Annotated in this window: 11 protein-coding genes and 2 pseudogenes; 4 read left to right on the top strand and 9 right to left on the bottom strand. The window is 72.5% G+C overall.

Going from position 1 to position 16812, the window contains the following annotated elements:
• Positions 1-53: 53 nt before the first annotated feature.
• Positions 54-1229 (bottom strand): putative bifunctional diguanylate cyclase/phosphodiesterase, encoded by a 1176-nt coding sequence (locus tag GAK38_RS13885; RefSeq protein ID WP_325345106.1) that lies wholly within the window; start codon positions 1227-1229, stop codon positions 54-56.
• Between the two features lie 236 nt (positions 1230-1465).
• Positions 1466-2296, bottom strand: a pseudogene (locus tag GAK38_RS13880) (GAF domain-containing protein); the annotation flags it as partial.
• A 659-nt stretch (positions 2297-2955) separates the two neighbouring features.
• Between GAK38_RS13880 and GAK38_RS13875 the strand changes: the two are divergent.
• Entirely contained in the window at positions 2956-3501 is a 546-nt protein-coding gene (locus GAK38_RS13875) for an adenine phosphoribosyltransferase (protein WP_325345048.1), read from the top strand.
• 22 nt (positions 3502-3523) lie between these two features.
• Here the strand turns inward: GAK38_RS13875 and GAK38_RS13870 are convergent, their stop codons facing one another.
• The 7 genes from GAK38_RS13870 to GAK38_RS13840 all read right to left on the bottom strand — a co-directional run bounded on the left by GAK38_RS13870 (position 3524) and on the right by GAK38_RS13840 (position 13092).
• Entirely contained in the window at positions 3524-4264 is a 741-nt protein-coding gene (locus tag GAK38_RS13870; RefSeq protein ID WP_325345047.1) for a hypothetical protein, read from the bottom strand.
• Positions 4265-4413: 149 nt separating this feature from the next.
• Positions 4414-4905, bottom strand: a complete 492-nt coding sequence (locus GAK38_RS13865; RefSeq protein WP_325345046.1) for a Crp/Fnr family transcriptional regulator — start codon at positions 4903-4905, stop codon at positions 4414-4416.
• A gap of 44 nt (positions 4906-4949) precedes the next feature.
• Positions 4950-6314 carry an NtaA/DmoA family FMN-dependent monooxygenase gene (locus tag GAK38_RS13860; protein WP_325345044.1) on the bottom strand — a complete coding sequence of 455 codons (1365 nt, stop codon included), beginning with the start codon at positions 6312-6314 and terminating at the stop codon, positions 4950-4952.
• Positions 6311-7525: a JmjC domain-containing protein gene (locus GAK38_RS13855; RefSeq protein WP_325345042.1), complete on the bottom strand. Its 1215-nt coding sequence runs from the start codon at positions 7523-7525 to the stop codon at positions 6311-6313. Before GAK38_RS13855 ends, GAK38_RS13860 begins: the two co-directional genes overlap by 4 nt.
• Positions 7526-7610: 85 nt before the next feature.
• Positions 7611-8927: an LLM class flavin-dependent oxidoreductase gene (locus GAK38_RS13850; protein WP_325345040.1), complete on the bottom strand. Its 1317-nt coding sequence runs from the start codon at positions 8925-8927 to the stop codon at positions 7611-7613.
• Between the two features lie 20 nt (positions 8928-8947).
• Complete coding sequence (locus GAK38_RS13845) at positions 8948-10468, bottom strand: ABC transporter substrate-binding protein (protein ID WP_325345039.1); 1521 nt, start codon at positions 10466-10468, stop codon at positions 8948-8950.
• Positions 10469-10554: 86 nt separating this feature from the next.
• Positions 10555-13092: a TonB-dependent receptor plug domain-containing protein gene (locus GAK38_RS13840; protein ID WP_325345037.1), complete on the bottom strand. Its 2538-nt coding sequence runs from the start codon at positions 13090-13092 to the stop codon at positions 10555-10557.
• Positions 13093-13746: 654 nt separating this feature from the next.
• Between GAK38_RS13840 and GAK38_RS13835 the strand changes: the two genes are divergently transcribed.
• The 3 genes and pseudogenes from GAK38_RS13835 to GAK38_RS13825 all read left to right on the top strand — a co-directional run.
• Positions 13747-15240: an ABC transporter substrate-binding protein gene (locus GAK38_RS13835; RefSeq protein ID WP_325345035.1), complete on the top strand. Its 1494-nt coding sequence runs from the start codon at positions 13747-13749 to the stop codon at positions 15238-15240.
• Between the two features lie 97 nt (positions 15241-15337).
• Complete coding sequence (locus GAK38_RS13830) at positions 15338-16501, top strand: SfnB family sulfur acquisition oxidoreductase (protein WP_443089220.1); 1164 nt, start codon at positions 15338-15340, stop codon at positions 16499-16501.
• A gap of 99 nt (positions 16502-16600) precedes the next feature.
• Positions 16601-16812, top strand: a pseudogene (locus tag GAK38_RS13825) (ABC transporter substrate-binding protein); the annotation flags it as partial.

The raw sequence follows: 16812 nt of genomic DNA, 5'->3' as shown, positions 1-16812 counted from the left end.
GCTGGCAGGGCGCGGATTCCGCCCGCTGTGGCGTATAAGCTTGGGGAGTATTGCTACAGCAGCGCCTCGAAGGCAGCCCCGGTCATCGGCTTGCCGTACAGGTAGCCCTGGAAGCGCAGGCAGCCGTGGCGCAGCAGGAAGGAGCGCTGCCCTTCGGTCTCGACGCCCTCGGCCACCACGTCCAGCCCCAGGCTGTGGGCCAGCGCGATGATGGTGCGGGCGATGGCCGCGTCGTTGCGGTCGGTGAGCACGTCGCGCACGAACGACTGGTCGATCTTGAGCTGGTCCAGCGGCAGCCGCTTGAGGTAGGCCAGCGACGAATAGCCGGTGCCGAAGTCGTCGAGCGAGAAGCCCACGCCCAGGGTCTTGAGCGCGTTCATCCTGGCGATGCTCTCCTGCACGTCGTGCAGCAGCATGCTCTCGGTCAGCTCCAGCTTGAGGCGGCGCGGCGGGGCGCCGGTCTCTTCGAGCACGCGGACCACCTCGCCCACGAAGTCGGGGTGGCGGAACTCGCGCGCACTCACGTTGACCGCGACGATCAGATGCGACGTGCGGCGCGAGCCGGCCCAGCGCACCAGCTGGTCGCAGGCCAGGCGCAGCATGTGGCGGCCCAGCTGCTGGATCAGGCCGGTCTGCTCGGCCAGCGGGATGAACTCGCCCGGCGGCACCAGGCCGCGCGCCGGATGGCGCCAGCGCGACAGCGCCTCGGCGCCGGTGATGCGGCCGGCGGCGTCCACCACGGGTTGGAACCAGGCCTCGATGCTGCCCCGCTGCAGGGCCACGCGCAGTTCGGCCTCCAGCGCCGAGCGGGCGGCGGCGTCGGCCTGCATGCGGGGCGTGAAGAAGCACAGCGTGTTGCGGCCCTGGTCCTTGGCCTGGTACATGGCCAGGTCGGCGCGCTGGAGCAGCTCCTCGGCGCGGATCGGCTCGGGGCCGAACAGCGTGAGGCCCAGGCTGGCCGAGCTGTGGACCGCGTCGCTGCCCAGCGCGAAGGGCCGGTTCAGTGCGGCGATGATGGTCTGCGCGACCGCCTCGGCTTGGGCCGCGGCCTCCGGCGGCGACGCGTGCAGGCCGTCGAGGATGACGGCGAACTCGTCGCCGCCGGGCCGCCCCACCGTGGCCGACGCATCGACCGCCGCCTCGATGCGCTGCGCCACCTGGGCCAGCAGCTGGTCGCCGCTGCCGTGGCCGAGCGCGTCGTTGAGGCTCTTGAAGTTGTCGAGGTCCAGGTACAGCAGCGCGCCGTGGACGCCGGCCTCGGCGGCGCGCCGTGGACGCCGGCCTCGGCGGCGCGCCGCACCGCGTCGGCCAGCAGCGTCTGCAGCTGGCGCCGGTTGGGCAGGCCGGTCAGCTCGTCGTAGTAGGCCAGCCGCTCGATCTCGGCCGTGGCGATGCGCAGCGCGTGTTCGCTGTCGTGGCGCGCGGTGACGTCGGTGAAGGTGCGCACGCGTCCGCCGTCGGCCGTGCGGCGGGTGTGGACCTGCAGCACGCGGCCGCCGGGCGTGCGGCGCACGTAGTCCTCGGGCAGATGGCCTTCGCCCGTGGCCAGCTCGCGCACAAGCTGCGTGCGCAGCGGCGGCTCGATCATCGAGGCGGGGCCGTCGTAGTCGCCGCGCTCGATCATCAGCTGCCCGACTTCGCGCAGCGTCGGGTGGCGCGCCATCAGGTCGGCCGACAGGTCCAGCAGCTCCAGCAGGCGCGGGTTGTACAGCTGCACGCGGTCGTCGCTGCCGATGCGGATGATGCCCTGGGCCATGCTGTCGAGCGTGTCTTCCAGCGCATGCGTCTTCTGCGCCAGCTGCGCGGTGGCGGCCTGCAGGCGCGCCTGGGTCACGCGGTTGGCGGTCTCGGCGCGGCGCGCCTGCACCAGCTGGCCGATGGCGCCGAGCAGCGGCTGGAGGAACTGCGCGTCGGCGCCGGCGTAGCCGCCGGGCCGGTTGGCCAGGCCGAGCATGGCCACCAGCCGGTCGCCGGCCAGGATCGGCAGGCCGAGGAAGGCGGTGAGCGGCGGGTGTCCCGGCGGCAGGCCGCTGCCGCGCGGATCGGCGGCCGGGTCGTTGCTGAGCACGGGCTCGCGCGTGGACAGCGCGGCGCCGAACAGCGAATCGAGGTTGGAGAACACCATGCCCTCCTGCGCCGACGCGGCATGGCGGCCGCGCGACCCGCCGTCCCAGGCGATGTCGGTGATGGCATGCACGCACAGCGCGGGCAGGCCGTCGGGGCCGTGCTCCACCTCGCCGAGGAAGCCGAAGGCGCTGCCGGTCAGGTCGAGCAGCCGGGGCAGCAGTGCGCGCATCGGCGCATGCGAATCGCCGCGCGCGGTGATGAACTGGGCCTGCGTGTGCAGGATGGCTTCGAGCAGCGCATGCTGGCGCAGCAGCGTGCCGTGGGCGCGGGCGCGTTCGAACGCGGCCTTGGCCTGCGTGGGCAGCACGGCCAGGTAGCTGCCGGCGGCGTCGCAGACCGCGTAGTCGGAGAAGCCCGCGTGCATCGCATCGGCTGCCTCGGCCTCGCGGCCCGGCTCCACCAGCACGATGGCCGGCAGGCCGCCGAGCCGCGGCGCGAGGCTGCGCGCCGCGCCGTCGGGCAGCAGGCGGGCGCAGACCACAAGGTCCACGCCGCCCTGCGCGATGTGCGTGCAGGCGGCCTCCAGCGAAGCGGCGGTGCACAGCTCCGGGCCGTCCTGCCGCGCTGCGGTGAGTGCCTGCGCCACGGCCAGGGCGCGTTTGGCATCGGCATCGATCAGCAGGATGGTATGGGGCATGGGGACGACAGACGCGGCACGCGCGATGGGGCGCAGCGGGCCAGGGCCGCAAAGCAGAAACGGCAGGCCATGCGCGCGGTCCATGATGCGGGGAGTCGGGGCCTGTCGAAGGCGAATGATGGCGCAAACAGCGCACAATCGGCCCTTCGGTTTTCCAGACTTCGCCGCTGCCCGCCGGCAGCTGTCCGCCCATGCCCGACACCACCGTCGCCGCCACCATCCGCAGCCACATCCGCACCGTGCCGGACTGGCCCGCGCCGGGCGTGCAGTTCCGCGACATCACGCCGCTGCTCCAGGACCCGGCCGTGTTCCGCGTGCTGATCGGCGGCTTCGTCGAGCGCTACCGCGGCGCGGCGCGCCGGCCCACGGTGGTCGCGGGGCTGGATGCGCGCGGCTTCATCATCGGAGCGGTCGTGGCCTACGAGCTGGGGCTGGGTTTCGTTCCGATCCGCAAGAAGGGCAGGCTGCCGTTCACCACGGTCGAGGAGACCTATGAGCTGGAATACGGCAGCGCCACGGTGGAGCTGCATTCCGATGCGGTCCGGCCCGGCGACCGCGTGCTGCTGATCGACGACCTGATCGCCACCGGCGGCACCATGATGGCCGGCCGCAGGCTGCTGGAGAAGCTCGGCGCCGAGGTCATCGAGGGCGCCGCCATCGTCGACCTGCCGGAGCTGGGCGGCTCGGACAAGCTGCGCGAGAGCGGGCTCGACTTGTTCACGCTGGTGCACTACTGAACCCCGCACGGGCGGAGTCCGGCTAGATCAGGTCACCGTACTGGGTCGTGCTCAGGCCCTGCGGGCGCGGGTCGCGGCCGTCGGGCACTTCGGTGTCCTCGAAGCCGGTCGCCGCGGGCGGCCGGCGCAGCGCGGAGCGGGCAGGCGGCTCGGCCGGGGCGGCTGCCGTGCCTCTGGCCAGTGCACGCTGGAAGGCGGCCATCTCGTCGGAGCCGATCGGCTCGGGCCGGTAGGCCGCGGCGCGCACCGGCTGCGCAGCCGGGCGTGGCGCCGGTGCGGCAGGGGGTGCCGCCGGCGTGCCGGCCGGGCCGCTGCGGCGCGGCTGGCCCACGGCCACGTGGTCGTTGATGCGCCAGTACACGGCGGTCACCAGGATGTCGTGGCGCGCCTTGGCGGTCTGCGCGAGCAGGGCCTCGGTCTCGCTCAGGCGGGCCGTGTCGCCGCCGTGGTCGCGGGCCACGTCGATCATCACGAGGAACTGCCGGCCCTGCGGGTCCAGCGCCAGCACCTTGAACTTGTAGCTGGCCGACAGCACGCCGGCGCGCACCATCGTGTCGCGCACCACCGCGTAGAGCAGCTCGCGGCGCTCCAGGCGCTCGGCGCGGCGGTTCACCGCGTGCTCGACCGGCGGCGGCGGACCGGCGAAGTCGCGGCCATGCACCAGCGGGCGCGTGGCATCGGAGGGCAGCAGGTCGGCGGGTTCGTGCGCGGCGCGCGCGGGCTTGGCGGGGCGGCGCAACAGCCGCTGGAACAGAGAGGGCATGGAAGGCGGGTCGGCGTCAGGGCAACACGGCCGCGCACCCTGTTGTGCGGCGCGGCCTGCTGTGCAGCATAGCCGCAGCAGTTGGCAAGCCACAGTCAAATCCCAGCACTGCAACTGATGGTTGCAGGATGGGGCCGCCCCCCAGGGGCTCACGTACTGGCCACGCGCCTGCGGCGGCTGCGCATACGCTTGGCCAGCACCGCGCCCACGGCCATCGACAGGCCCAGGGCCACGGCCGGCTGGCGGTTGCTCAGCTCGGAGAAGCGCAGCGCCGGCAGGCTCCAGAGCCGGCTCGCCGCGCTGGCCTGCACCGTGGCCACGCGCGGGCGGTGCGAGAAGAAGCCGGCTTCGCCCAAGACCGTGCCTGCGCCCACCAGGGCCAGCCGCACGCGGCCCTTGTCGTCCTCGTAGTGCACGCTGAGGCTGCCGCTTTCGATGAAGAACAGCGTGCGGTCCTCGACGCCGCGGGTGAACAGCAGCTGCCCCTGCGCCAGCGCGACCGGAAGCAGGTAGCCGCGCAGCAGTTCCCACTGGTCCGCGCCGAGTGTGTTGACCAGCGCGTCCTCGGCATGGGCGTGGGCGATGGCCTGGGCCAGACCGGCAAGGTCGTATTGCAGAGGCGCGGGCAGGGCTGCGTTCATGGTGGGCGCATCTTGGCGACCGCTCCCACCTGCCGGCAAGGGGGCTAACGACCGTTTACATCTGAAACGTCCCTGGAACCGGCCTCGGCGGCATGGCGATTGACCGGGATGTCCAGCCCCAGGTGGTCGCGCAGCGTGCGGCCCGCGCCGTAGCCGTCGCGCGCCAGGCCGCGCCGGCGCAGCAGTGGCAGCACGCCGTCGATAAAGTCGGCCTGCGAGCCCGGCAGCGCTTCGCTGATGTTGAAGCCGTCGGCCGCGCCCTGCGCCAGCCAGTCGGCCAACGCGCCGGCCACCTGCGCATGGCTGCCGACGAAGTGGGTGCGCGAGACGGCGTGGCGGCGCGCGACCGCGATCAGCGTGAGCCGGTCGGCGCGCGCCTCCTCCAGGATGCGGCGCGGTGCGTGGTGCCGGGCGGCGGCTTCGATGCCGGGGATCGCGGCGAACGGCGTGTCGTGCGCAACGCCGGAGAAGTCGAAGTCGTTGAAGTGCCAGCCCACGGCCGCGATCGCCTGCTCGGGCGTCTGCAGCGCCGCCAGCGCGGCGAATTTCTCCTCGGCCTCGGCCGCGGTCGGCGCGGACACCGGCCGGATGCCCGGAAAGACCAGCGGCAGCTGCGTGCGGCCGTGGCGCAGCGCGCGCCCGCGCAGGTCGCTGCGGTAGGCGCGAGCCGCGTCAATGTCGGGCTGGATCGCGAAGATCGCATCGGCCCGCCGCGCGGCGAAGTCGCGGCCCTGCTCCGACGCGCCGGCCTGGAAGACGACCGGCTGGCCCTGCGGCGAGCGGGCGATGTTGAGCGGCCCGCGCACGCGGAAGAACTCGCCTTCGTGGTCCAGCGCATGCAGCTTGTCCGCGTCGAAAAACCGGCCGCCGGCCTTGTCGTGCAGCAGCGCGTCGTCCTCCCACGAGTCCCACAGGCCCTGCACCACGTCGAGGTGCTCTGCCGCGAGGCGGTAGCGGCGGTCGTGGTCCGGGTGGGCCTCGCGGCCGAAGTTCTCGGCCGTGCCGTCGCGCCACGACGTGACCACGTTCCAGCCCGCGCGGCCGCCGCTGATGTGGTCGAGCGAGGCGAACTGCCGCGCCACGTTGAACGGCTCGCTGTAGCTCGACGACAGCGTGCCGACGAGGCCGATGCGCTCGGTCGCCGAGGCGAGGGCCGACAGGATGGTCAGCGGCTCGAAGCGGTTGAGGTAGTGCGGGCCCGACTTGGCCGTAATCGCCAGGCTGTCGGCCACGAACAGAAAGTCCAGGCCGCCGCGCTCGGCCGCGCGGGCCTGCGCGAGGTAGTGCGGCAGGCTGGTGCTCGCGGCCGGGTTGGCATCCGGGTGGCGCCAGTCGCCCCAGCCGGCGCCGGCGCCGCTGAGGATGAAGCCGAAGCGCAGCTGCTGCGCGGGTGCGGATGCGGTGGTCATGTCGGTGCGGAGGAATCAGGAAGCGCCAGCAGGCGCAGGAAGTGCGATCGCACCAGCAGCTGCAGCAGCTGGCGCACGTGCGCCGCGGGCAGGGCGGCGAATTCGGCATGCAGCGCCCGGGCCGCGAAGGCGCCTTCGCGCGCGGCGAGATGCCGGGCCAGCGGCGCGACGGCTGCGGGTATCTCGGTGCGCAGCGTCTCGCGCTCCACCCAGTCGCGGTCCCAGGCATGCAGCACCAGCAGCGCGCGGCCGGGCGCTGCCGGCCCCACCTCCAGCCGCGAGGTGGGCACGCGCGCGAAGCGGCTCGCCGGGCCGATGGCCGCGATGCGCTCGGGCTCGGTGCGCGGCGCGAGCGCATCGGCCGGCAGCCGCGCGAGCGTGGCGGGCAAGGTGGACAGCAGGCCGTGCAGCGGCGCGAGGGCGTCGGCGCGGCCGGGGCTCGCGGGCCGCAGGCCGTAGAGCGGGCGGCGCCAGCGCACTTCGGCGCGCAGCAGCGGCTCCAGCTGCGCCAGCAGCGCGTCGAGCGCGGTCTGCGGCCGCAGCGCGATCGTGAGCGAGAACGAATCGGTTCCTCGCGCCTCGGTGCGGTGCCAGGTGCCGCGCGGCAGCCACAGCACCGAGCCGGGCGCCATCTCCACCGTCTCGAAGCGGGCGCGCGCCGGGTCGGGCAGGCGGTCGCCGAGCTGCTCGTAGAGGTCTTCCACCGCGGCCATGCCGGGGCCGAACTGCGCGCCGTACGGCGCGGCGATCTCCTCCATCGGCGCGACGTGGAAGGTCTTGCGGCCCGCGAGCTGGACCGAGATGACCTCCTCGGCGTCGTAGTGCAGCGACACGCCTTCGTCGCCCGGCGAGGCGAACGCGGTGAGCCGCGCCGTGCCCTCGCCGATGCCGAGCTCGGCTTCGAGCGCCTGCAGGAACGCGTGCGCGCCGGGCACCGCCGGCGCGATGTCGCGCAGGTAGACCGTGAGGCCCAGCCGCGCGAGCCGCGCCGGGCTGGCATGGCTGTCAAAGGTCTGCGGATCGCGCAGGCCGCGGCCGAACGAGAGCGGGCCGCGGTAGCGCTGGGCGAGCGCGTCGAAGCTCGCGAGCACCGGCTGGCGCAGCACGGCGGGCAGCCGCGCCGCGCCGCCATGCACCGCGAACCAGCCTTCGCGGTCGCCGCCGGCGAACGGGCGGCCGGCGAACAGTGCGTTGAGCAGCGACGCGGTCATGGCTTTTTCGCCGCCGGGCCGCCCCAAGGCGAAAAACGGCCCCCGCGGGGGGCGACGGACCGCGCGCAGCGGGAGCGCGTGGGGGTCATGGCTTCTCGGGCGCACCGAGGCCCAGGTGGCCGCGCAGCGTCGTGTGCTCGTACTCGCGGCGGAAGATGCCCTTGCGCTGGAGCAGCGGCACGACCTGCTCGGTGAACGCCTCGAAGCCGTCGGCCAGCACGTCGGGCATGAGGTTGAAGCCGTCGGCCGCGCCGGCGGCGAACCAGCGTGCGATGTCGTCGGCCACCTGCTCGGGGGTGCCGATCACCACGCGGTGGCCGATGCCGCCGCCCAGCCGGCGCAGCAGCTGGCGCAGCGTGAGGTTCTCGCGCCGCGCCAGGCCCACGGTCGAATGAAAAGCCGTGTGGTGGCCGTCGGCCGGCGGCGCCAGGTCGTCGGGCAGCGGTGCGTCGAGGTCCAGCGTGGAGACGTCGCGGTGCAGCACGCTGCTCAGGCGCGCGAACCCATAGGCCGGCGGGATCAGGTCGGCCAGCGCCTCGTGACGCTGGCGCGCGGCGGCCTCGGTGTCGCCGATCACGGTGGAGAGGCCCGGCAGCAGCACGATGCCCGCGCCGTTGCGGCCCAGCCGCGTGGCGCGCTCGCGCACGTCCTTGGCATAGGCCACGCCGTCTTCGATCGTCTGCGAGACGGTGAAGATCGCCTCGGCATGCCGGGCCGCGAGCCCGCGGCCGTCGTCGGAGCCGCCGGCCTGCACCAGCACCGGATGGCCCTGCGGTGAGCGCGGCGTGGTCAGCGCGCCCTGCACGCGGAAGTATTCGCCGTGGTGGTCGACCGCATGGAGCTTCGCCGGGTCCACCAGCAGCGCGCGCGCCTTGTCGCCGACCAGCGCGTCGTCGTCCCACGAATGCCAGAGCCGGCGCACCACGTCGGCGAACTCCGCGGCGCGCTCGTAGCGCTGGCCGTGCGCGGCGATCGCGTCCTGGCCGAAGTTGCGCGCGGCCTCGTCCACGCCGGTGGTCACGATGTTCCAGGCCGCGCGGCCGCCGCTGATGCGGTCGAGCGTGGCGAAGCGCCGGGCGATGTTGTAGGGCTCGTTGAAGCTCGTGGACGCAGTGCCGATCAGGCCCAGGTGCGTGGTGCTCGCGGCGATGGCGGCGAGCACCACGGTGGGTTCGAGCGCGTTGATCGGCCGCAGGTCGATGCGGTCCTTGATCGCCGGCGTGTCGGCCAGGAAGATCGCGTCGAACTTCGCTTTTTCCGCGAGCCGGGCGATGCGCAGGTAGTGGCCGAGGTCGGCGAAGCCGCCGGGGTCGCTCGCCGGCCAGCGCCAGGCCGAGGCGTAGACGCCGGCGTTGAGCGCGTTGATGTTGAGGTGGAGCTGGCGGGGCGCGGTGGTGGTCATGGATAGGTCTCTCCTGGAATTTATGCGGCGAGCCAGGCGCTGGCGAGGTTGCCGCGCACGTCGTCGACGTTGGCCACGCCCTGCACGCGGCGGCTCTGTACCAGCACCGAGTCCTGCTGCAGCAGCGGTATGCGCGGCAGGTCGGCCAGCACGCGGCGCTGGAGCTGCGCGAAGAGGTCGCGGCGCCGGGCGGCGTCGCGCTCGGTCTGCGCAGCTTCGAGCAGGCGGTCGGCCTCGGCGCTCGCGTAGTGCTCGCCGTTGGAGAAGGCCACGCCGGGCTGGAAGTTTTTCGACCAGTAGTAGCGCTGGATGCCGATGGTCGGGTCCGGGCCGGTGCTGCCGCCGTAGAGCGCGGTGTCGAAGTCGCGCCGGGTGTAGACGCGGTTGACGAACTCGGCAAAGTCCGACGAGCGCACCCGCAGGTCCACGCCGATCTTCGCGAGGTTGCTGCGCAGCAGCTGGCCGACGGCCGGGAGCGGGCCGGTGGGCGCGGCGTCGCAGGTGACCACCAGGCGCGGGCCGCGGCCCTTGCGCGGCAGGCCGGCCTGCTCCAGCAGGGCTTCGGCGCGCGCGAGGTCGAGCGGATAGCGCGGAATGTCCCGCGCGGCGAAGCCGTCGAGCGAGGGCGCGATCGGCGACTCGGCCGGCGTCGCCAGGCCGTGCCAGATGCTGCGCACGATGGCCTCGCGGTCCACCGCATGGGCGAACGCCTGGCGCACGCGCACGTCGCGCAGCACGGGCCGGTCGAGGTTGAAGCCGAGCACGTTGACGCTGGCGGCATAGTTCAGCGGTTGCCGGATGACCTGGAGGCCGGGCAGCCGGCCGAGCCGCGCATAGTCGGCGAAAGGCACGAGCAGGCCGATGTGCACCTCCCCGGCCTCCAGCGCCGCGGCGTTGGCCGCCGGGTCGGCGGTGAAGCGCAGGATCACGCGGTCGAGGTACGGGCGCGGCGCGTCCCAGTAGCCGGCATTGCGCTCCAGCACGATGTGGCTGCCGCGCTCCCAGCGCACGAAGCGGAACGGCCCGGTGCCGATCGGCGCGTTGAGCGCCGGGTTGGCCAGGATGTCGCCGCGGCCGAACACGTGGCGCGGGATCACCTGCGCCTCCACGCCCGACATCAGCGCCGCGATCAGGTACGGCGCGGGCTGCGACAGGCGGAAGACGGCGGTCAGCGCGTCGGGCGTGTCCACCGCCTCGACGGGCGCGAAGGTGGAACGGCCGCGGCTGTGGTACTTCTTCCAGGCTTCGAGCGCCGAGAAGGCCACGTCGGCCGAGGTGAACGGCGCGCCGTCGTGCCACTTCACGCCGGGGCGCAGGCGGAAGGTGATGGAGCGGCCGTCGGCCGCCTCGCTCCAGCCCGTCGCGAGCTGCGGCTGCGGGCGCAGCTGCGCGTCGAACGTGAGCAGGCCGTCGAAGATCTTGCCCGAGACGGTCTGCGCGAGCCCGGCCGTGGTGATCGCGCTGGTCAGCGGCGTCGTGAGCTCCGGCCCCGGGCCGATCACCAGCGTGCCGCCGCGCACCGGCGCGCCGGCTGCGGCCAACGGGCTGGCAGCTGCCGATATCGCGGAGAGTATAGCCCCACGGCGGTTGATGGAAAAGCACTGCAGCGCCATACTCTTGGACTGTATCAGAACGATACGTCGAGCCGCGCGAAGACGTAGCGGCCGTTGTTGTCGTAGGGCGCGGTCCAGGTGTAGTTCGGCCGGTCCACCGGGAAGCCGAAATACTTGACGGCCGCATCGGTGAGCTGGTTCGGCCGGTGGTCGAACAGGTTGTTCACGCCGATCGACAGCTTGGTCTTGTCGTTGATCCAGTAGCCGACGGTGGTATCGACGAGGGTCGCCGCGGGGTTGTACTCGTCGCGGTCGGCCGCGGTGGCGTTGCGCGTGACCGACTTGCCGTAGTGCCGCACCTTGAGCAGCACGTCCCAGTCGTTGTAGACCCAGTTGCCCGAAATCGTGAACCGGTTCTTGGGCTGCGCCTCGGTGAGCTTGCTCACGACGTCGCGGCCGACGAGCGAGATGCCCGCGGCCGTCAGCACGGCCGGGTTGTTGAGCTTCTTGATCTTGGTGGACAGCACGCTGTCGGTGAACACCCACTTGATGGCGCCGAGCCCACCGAGGTTCTGCGTGTGGTCCACCACGAGGTCGAGCCCGCGCGTGACCGTGTCGCCCGCATTGGTGAAGTAGCTCACGTTCTGCGAGTCAAGGCCCGCGGCGGCCAGGATGGCATTGACGGCCGGGGTGCTGTAGTTGAGGGTCGTGGACTGCACGATGCGGTCGCGGATGTCGATCTGGTAGGCATCGACCGTCACGTTCGTGCCCTTGGCCGGGGTCCACACGAACCCCAGGCTCAGGTCGCGCGACTTCTCGGGCCGCAGGTCGGTGGCCCCGAGCGCCCGCGAATATTCGTTCGAGGCGGGGCGCAGCCCGCCGCGGCCCTGCACCCACTCGCCGGTGTTGGTGTCCCGGTTCCAGCCCGCGGAAATGTTGGTGTAGTAGGTGTTCTGCAGCGAGGGCGCGGCGAAGCCGTTGCTCAGCGAGCCGCGCACCGCGAGGGTCGGCGAGACCTTGTAGCGCGTCGAAACCTTGCCCGAGGGCACGTTGCCCACGTCGTCGTAGTGCTCGAAGCGCGCGGCCGTGGAGAGCGTCCAGTCCTGCGTGACGGCCTGCGTCAGGTCGATGTAGGCGGCATCGGTCGTGCGGCGCCACGAGCCCGCGGCCTCGGGCGAAAGGCCGGCCATGCCGGCGGAGCCGGCGGTGATCGGCTGGCCCGCCCACTGGCCCGTGGACGGCACCACGCCGCCGTAGTTCCAGGACTGCTCCTCGCCCGCGAGGATCTTGAAGGTGGACAGCCGGTGCTCGTATCCGAGGGAGACGGTCAGCGGCTTGTCGAACCAGCCGGTATCGATCTCGCGCGAGATGTCGGCGTTGGTCGTCCACTCGGCATAGTGCTCCGCGCCCAGGTAGAAGTTGCGCTTGGTGGCGGAGCCGTAGGAGCCGCTGAGCGTGTTGTTGTTGTAGATCGACGCGTTGTCGTTGCCGAGCGTGGTGCTCAGGTCCCACTTCCAGCCCCCGTCGTTGCCGCGCACCCCGGCGGCGACCTGGTAGTCGTGGTCCTGCACGCCGAACTCGGGCAGGAAGCCCTCGGGGTAGATGTCGATCAGGTTCTGCGACGCCGCCGGCGTGCGGTAGGTGCCGAAGCCGTAGGAGTCGCGGTGGCTGAAGGTGCCGAACGAGTAGAGCGTGCGGCCCTGGGGCAGCGGCAGTTCGAGGTTGTAGGCCACGTTCTTGGCATTGACGTTGGGCTGGCCCATGATCTGCCGGTAGCGGTTGGCCGTGCTTTCGCGCGCGTCGCCCGAGGGGTAGAGCAGCGTGCTCGTCGGCACCGGGCCGGCGATGTTGGTGTCCTGCTGCAGCAGGAGGTCGGCGCTGAGGTTGAGGAAGCCGCCGTCCTCGCCGAGTTTGAGCCCCTTGTTGATCTGCAGCGTGCCTGTGCGCCCGTAGTGGCCCAGGCCGCCCACGTGGGCGCCGCTGCCGTACTGGCCGTAGGTGATGCTGGCGCTGCCGCCCTCGTCGGCGTCCTTGAGGATGATGTTGATCACGCCCGCGAGCGCGTCGGAGCCATACTGGGCGGACGCGCCGTCCCTGAGCACCTCGATGCGCTTGACGGCCGACACGGGGATCAGGTCGAGGTCGGTGCCGGTGCCGCCGATGCCCGAGATGACGACGGCCGAGGCATGGCGGCGCTTGCCGTTGACCAGCACCAGCACATGGTTGCCCGAGAGGCCGCGCAGCGAGGCCGTGTTCACCGCCAGGCCCTGCTGGCCCTTGAACTGCGGCACGTTGCCGTAGGAGGGTTCGAGCGCGGAGAGCGCGTCGCGCAGGTTCTGCTTGCCGGTGCGCGCGAGTTCCTGTTCGCTCACCACGCTGATCGGGTTGAGGCTTTCGGTGACGCTCTTGGCATCGCCGCGGTTGCCGGTCACGACGATCACCTCGTCGAGCACCGCGGTGGCGGGCGCGGAGGCCTCGGTGGTCTGGGCCAGCAGGCCCTGCGAAGCCAGCAGCAGGCCCACGCCGGCGAGGCCGCGCGCGGCCAGCGGCGCAGCGGGCCGCAGCGCGGCGACCGCACGGGCGACGGGGGTGGATCGGATCGGGTGCTTCAAGGCGGTTCCTCTCGAGCGAATGCGGTATGCGTATGGCGGTGGTGGGTTCGACTGCGCAAGGCCGGTGGGATGGCCTGCCGCGCAGCAGTCCACCGTTTAGCAGCGGCCGTGCCATGGACGCCGGGCTGCGCGGCGCGCAGTCCGGCGCTGGCGATGCGGCAGTTGCAGGTGCAGCAACAGGTGTGCGAATCCATCCGCCGAATCTGCACCCGCAGCACCTCCGCACGGGCCGCCGTGCTGCTGTCAGTGGTGCAGCGCCGGCGCCCGCATAAGCAATCTCGCTGGCCGAATGTCGCGACTTCGCATGCGTTGCGTCAACGACACCAAGGCGCGTGCTGTGTTTGCAGCATGGCTGACCGCGCCGGTGCAAAACCGCGCGGCGCGGCCGGCGTGCGCCGCCGCAGCTGCGGCCGCCGTGGAAACGGCCCGGGCCGCTGGCATGAAGGCTGCACGCAGCGCCCGCGGTCGCAGGCCGCGCCACCTCCGCTGCAGCCAGCCATTGCGCAGGGGACGCCGACCCCCGCAGTCGTGGTGCGGCGTGCCCGGCGCCCCTCTTCTGCCTTCCCACTCCACCAGACCATGACCTTTCTCATCAACCGCAGGGTATGGCTCGGAAGCGCCCTTGCCGCAGGCGCATCCAGGGCATACCCCGATATGCCGTCCGGCACGCTCGTGATCGCCCAGCCCAACGAGCCGCAGTCGCTGACCAATGCCTTCTCCACCGAAGGCGCGATCTACACGGTGTCGAGCAAGCTCTTCGACGGCCTGCTGACGTTCGACGACGACCTGCGTCCGCGCCCGCGGCTGGCCGTGCGCTGGGGCTTCAGCGCCGACGGGCTCGCGCTCACGCTGCACCTGCGCCCGGGCGTGCAATGGCACGACGGCCGGCCGTTCGGTTCGGCCGACGTGGCCTGGTCGGTGCTGGAGGTCTGGAAGAAGTACAACGGCCGCGGCCGCTCCACCTTCGCCAACGTGGCGGCGGTGGACACGCCCGATGCGCTCACCGCCGTGCTGCGGCTGTCCCGGCCCGCGCCCTACCTGCTGGCGGCGCTGAGCTCGATCGAGTCGCAGGTGATCCCGCGCCACCTCTATGCCGACGCCGGCAACCCGCTGGCCAACCCGCGCAACGCCGCGCCGGTGGACACCGGGCCGTTCCGCTTCGCGCGGCGCCAGCGCGGCAGCTTCATCGAGCTGGAGCGCAACACCCGCTACTGGGACGCGCCGCGGCCGAAGCTCGACCGCATCGTCTTGCGCAGCGTGCCCGACGCCGCGGCCACCGGCGCGGCGCTGGAGACCGGCGAGGTGCACCTGGGCACCACCACGCTCGCCAACATCGCGCGCCTGAAGGCCAACCCGTCACTCGCGGTCACGGCGATCGACGAGGCCTATTCGGCCTCGCTCACCGCGCTGGAGTTCAACCTCGACCGCCCGGTGTTCCAGGACGTGCGGGTGCGCCGCGCGTTCGCCCATGCGATCGACCGGCAGTTCATCCTCCGCAGCATCTACTACGGCTTCGGCCGTGTGGCCGAGTCGCCGATCCCGCCGGCGCTCGCCGCCTTCGCCACCGACGACGTGCCGAAGTATCCGTACGACCCGAAGCGCGCCGAGGCGCTGCTCGACGAGGCGGGTTTGAAGCGCGGCCGCGACGGCCTGCGCCTGACCGTGCGCAACGACCCCACGCCCGGTGCCGAGAGCCTGCAGACCGCGCAGTACCTGCGCGCCGCGCTCGCGCGCATCGGCGTGCGGCTGGAGGTGCGCACGCAGGACTTCCCCGAGTTCATCCAACGCATCTACACGCGCCGCGACTGGGACACCGCCATCATCGGCGGCACCTCGGGCCCGGACCCGGCCATCGGCACCCAGCGCTGGTACTGGTCGAAGAACTTCCAGCCCGGCGTGGCCTTCTCCAACGGCACCCACTATGCCAACCCGGCGGTGGATGCCGCGCTCGAAGCCGCGCAGACCGAGCTCGACCCGGCGAAGCGCCGCGCGCACTACGTGCGCTTCCAGCAGCTCGCGCAGGCCGACCTGCCGCGCATCCCGCTGGTCGCCGGTGCGCGTGTCGTCGTGAGCCAGCGCCGCCTGCGCGACTTCCTCGATTCGGCCGAAGGGCTGTACGGCAACTTCGCCAACGCCTGGCTGGCCTGAACCCTTTTCCCCGGCATCCTCCATGAGCAATACCGACCTGCACGCCGCCACCTCCCCGTCCCATGAGCCTGCCGCGTACCGCGTGGACCCGCCGGCCATGCCGGCGCACCGCATCGCCGACGACGCCGAGGCGATCGACGTCGCCCGGCAGCTTGCGGCCGATTTCCGTACCGGTGCGCTGCTGCGCGACCGCGAGCGCCGCCTGCCCTGGGCCGAGCTCGACGCGCTGTCGCACAGCGGCCTGCTCGCGCTGCGCGTGCCACGCAGCCACGGCGGCGCGGGCGTGTCGTACACCACGGTCGGCCGCGTGGTCGCCACCGTGTCCGAGGCCGATCCGTCGCTCGGCCAGCTGTTCCTCAGCATCCTGCTGGCCAATGCCATCGTCGAGGCGGTCGGCACGCCCGCGCAGCAGGCCGAGCTGTTCGGCAAGGTACTGGCCGGCTGGCGCTGGGGCAACGGCCATGCCGAGGCCGGCGGGCCGCGCTCGGGCGTCACCACGACCACGCTGGTGCGGCGCGCCGACGGCAACTACGTGCTCGACGGCTGCAAGTTCTACGCGACCGGCGCGCTGTTCTCGCACTTGGTCTCGGTCGGCGCGGTGGACGAGGTCGGCCGCGCCGTCACTGCCGTGCTCGACCGCCACGCGCCGGGCCTCTCAATCGTGGACGACTGGGACGGCTTCGGTCAGCGCACCACGGCCAGCGGCACGCTGGTGGCCGAGGGCGTGGTGGTGGAGCCGGGCCGCGTGCTCGACAGCGAGCGCGCCCGCGCAATCTCGGGCAGCTTCGGCCTGCCGGACCTGGTGCACAGCGCCATCGACCTCGGCATCGCCCGCGCCGCCGCCGACGACGCCATCGCCTACACCCGCGGCCGCGCGCGCGGCCACGGCCGCGCCGGCGTGCAGCAGGCCGTGGACGACCCCTACGTGCGCCAGGAGGTCGGCAACCTCGTTGTGCGCGTGCATGCGGCCGAGGCGCTGCTGGAGCGCGGCACGCGGCTGTTCGACGCGGCCCAGGGCGGCGACGCGGCCGCGCGCGACGAGGCCACCGTCGCGCTCGCCGAGGCCAAGATCCTCACGACCGAGGCCGCGCTGCTCGCGAGCAACGTGATCTTCCAGCTCGGCGGCGCGAGCTCCACGCGCGCCCAGCACGGCCTGGACCGCCACTGGCGCAATGCCCGCACGCACACGGTGCACGATCCGGTGCACTGGAAGTACCCGCTGATCGGCGGCCACTACCTTGCCCGAGGCCGGCTCGCCTGACGGACCGCACCAACGGGAACCGCATATCGAAAGAAGCGTTTGCCGGGACGTGCTTTGGTTGAATGCGGAGGCGCCGAGCGCACCACCGGAGAAGCCACCATGTCCCTCCTGCACGCTTGGCGATGCGCGGCCGCCGCCATCGCCCTGATCGCCGCCCTGTCGGCCGCCGCCCAGGCGCCGCAGCCCGGCGGCACGCTGACCATTGCGGCCACCGAGCCCACGTCGCTGCTGTCGCTGACCGAGACCAACACCGACATCCGCACCATCAGCGCCAAGGTCACCGAGGGCCTGCTGCGCTACGACGCGCAGTT

It is taken from the genome of Xylophilus sp. (assembly GCA_009914555.1).
Classification (GTDB): domain Bacteria; phylum Pseudomonadota; class Gammaproteobacteria; order Burkholderiales; family Burkholderiaceae_C; genus WNDY01.
Note: the sequence above shows the minus strand (reverse complement) of the source record. Positions and strands in the feature narration are given on the sequence as shown.

What these genes read in the sequence shown, in the direction of transcription:
- GAK38_RS13875 (WP_325345048.1), top strand. Translation starts at nt 2,956, where the DNA reads ATGCCCGACACCACCGTCGCCGCCACCATCCGCAGCCACATCCGCACC.
- GAK38_RS13870 (WP_325345047.1), bottom strand. Translation starts at nt 4,264, where the DNA reads ATGCCCTCTCTGTTCCAGCGGCTGTTGCGCCGCCCCGCCAAGCCCGCG.
- GAK38_RS13865 (WP_325345046.1), bottom strand. Translation starts at nt 4,905, where the DNA reads ATGAACGCAGCCCTGCCCGCGCCTCTGCAATACGACCTTGCCGGTCTG.
- GAK38_RS13860 (WP_325345044.1), bottom strand. Translation starts at nt 6,314, where the DNA reads ATGACCACCGCATCCGCACCCGCGCAGCAGCTGCGCTTCGGCTTCATC.
- GAK38_RS13855 (WP_325345042.1), bottom strand. Translation starts at nt 7,525, where the DNA reads ATGACCGCGTCGCTGCTCAACGCACTGTTCGCCGGCCGCCCGTTCGCC.
- GAK38_RS13850 (WP_325345040.1), bottom strand. Translation starts at nt 8,927, where the DNA reads ATGACCACCACCGCGCCCCGCCAGCTCCACCTCAACATCAACGCGCTC.
- GAK38_RS13835 (WP_325345035.1), top strand. Translation starts at nt 13,747, where the DNA reads ATGCCGTCCGGCACGCTCGTGATCGCCCAGCCCAACGAGCCGCAGTCG.
- GAK38_RS13830 (WP_443089220.1), top strand. Translation starts at nt 15,338, where the DNA reads ATGCCGGCGCACCGCATCGCCGACGACGCCGAGGCGATCGACGTCGCC.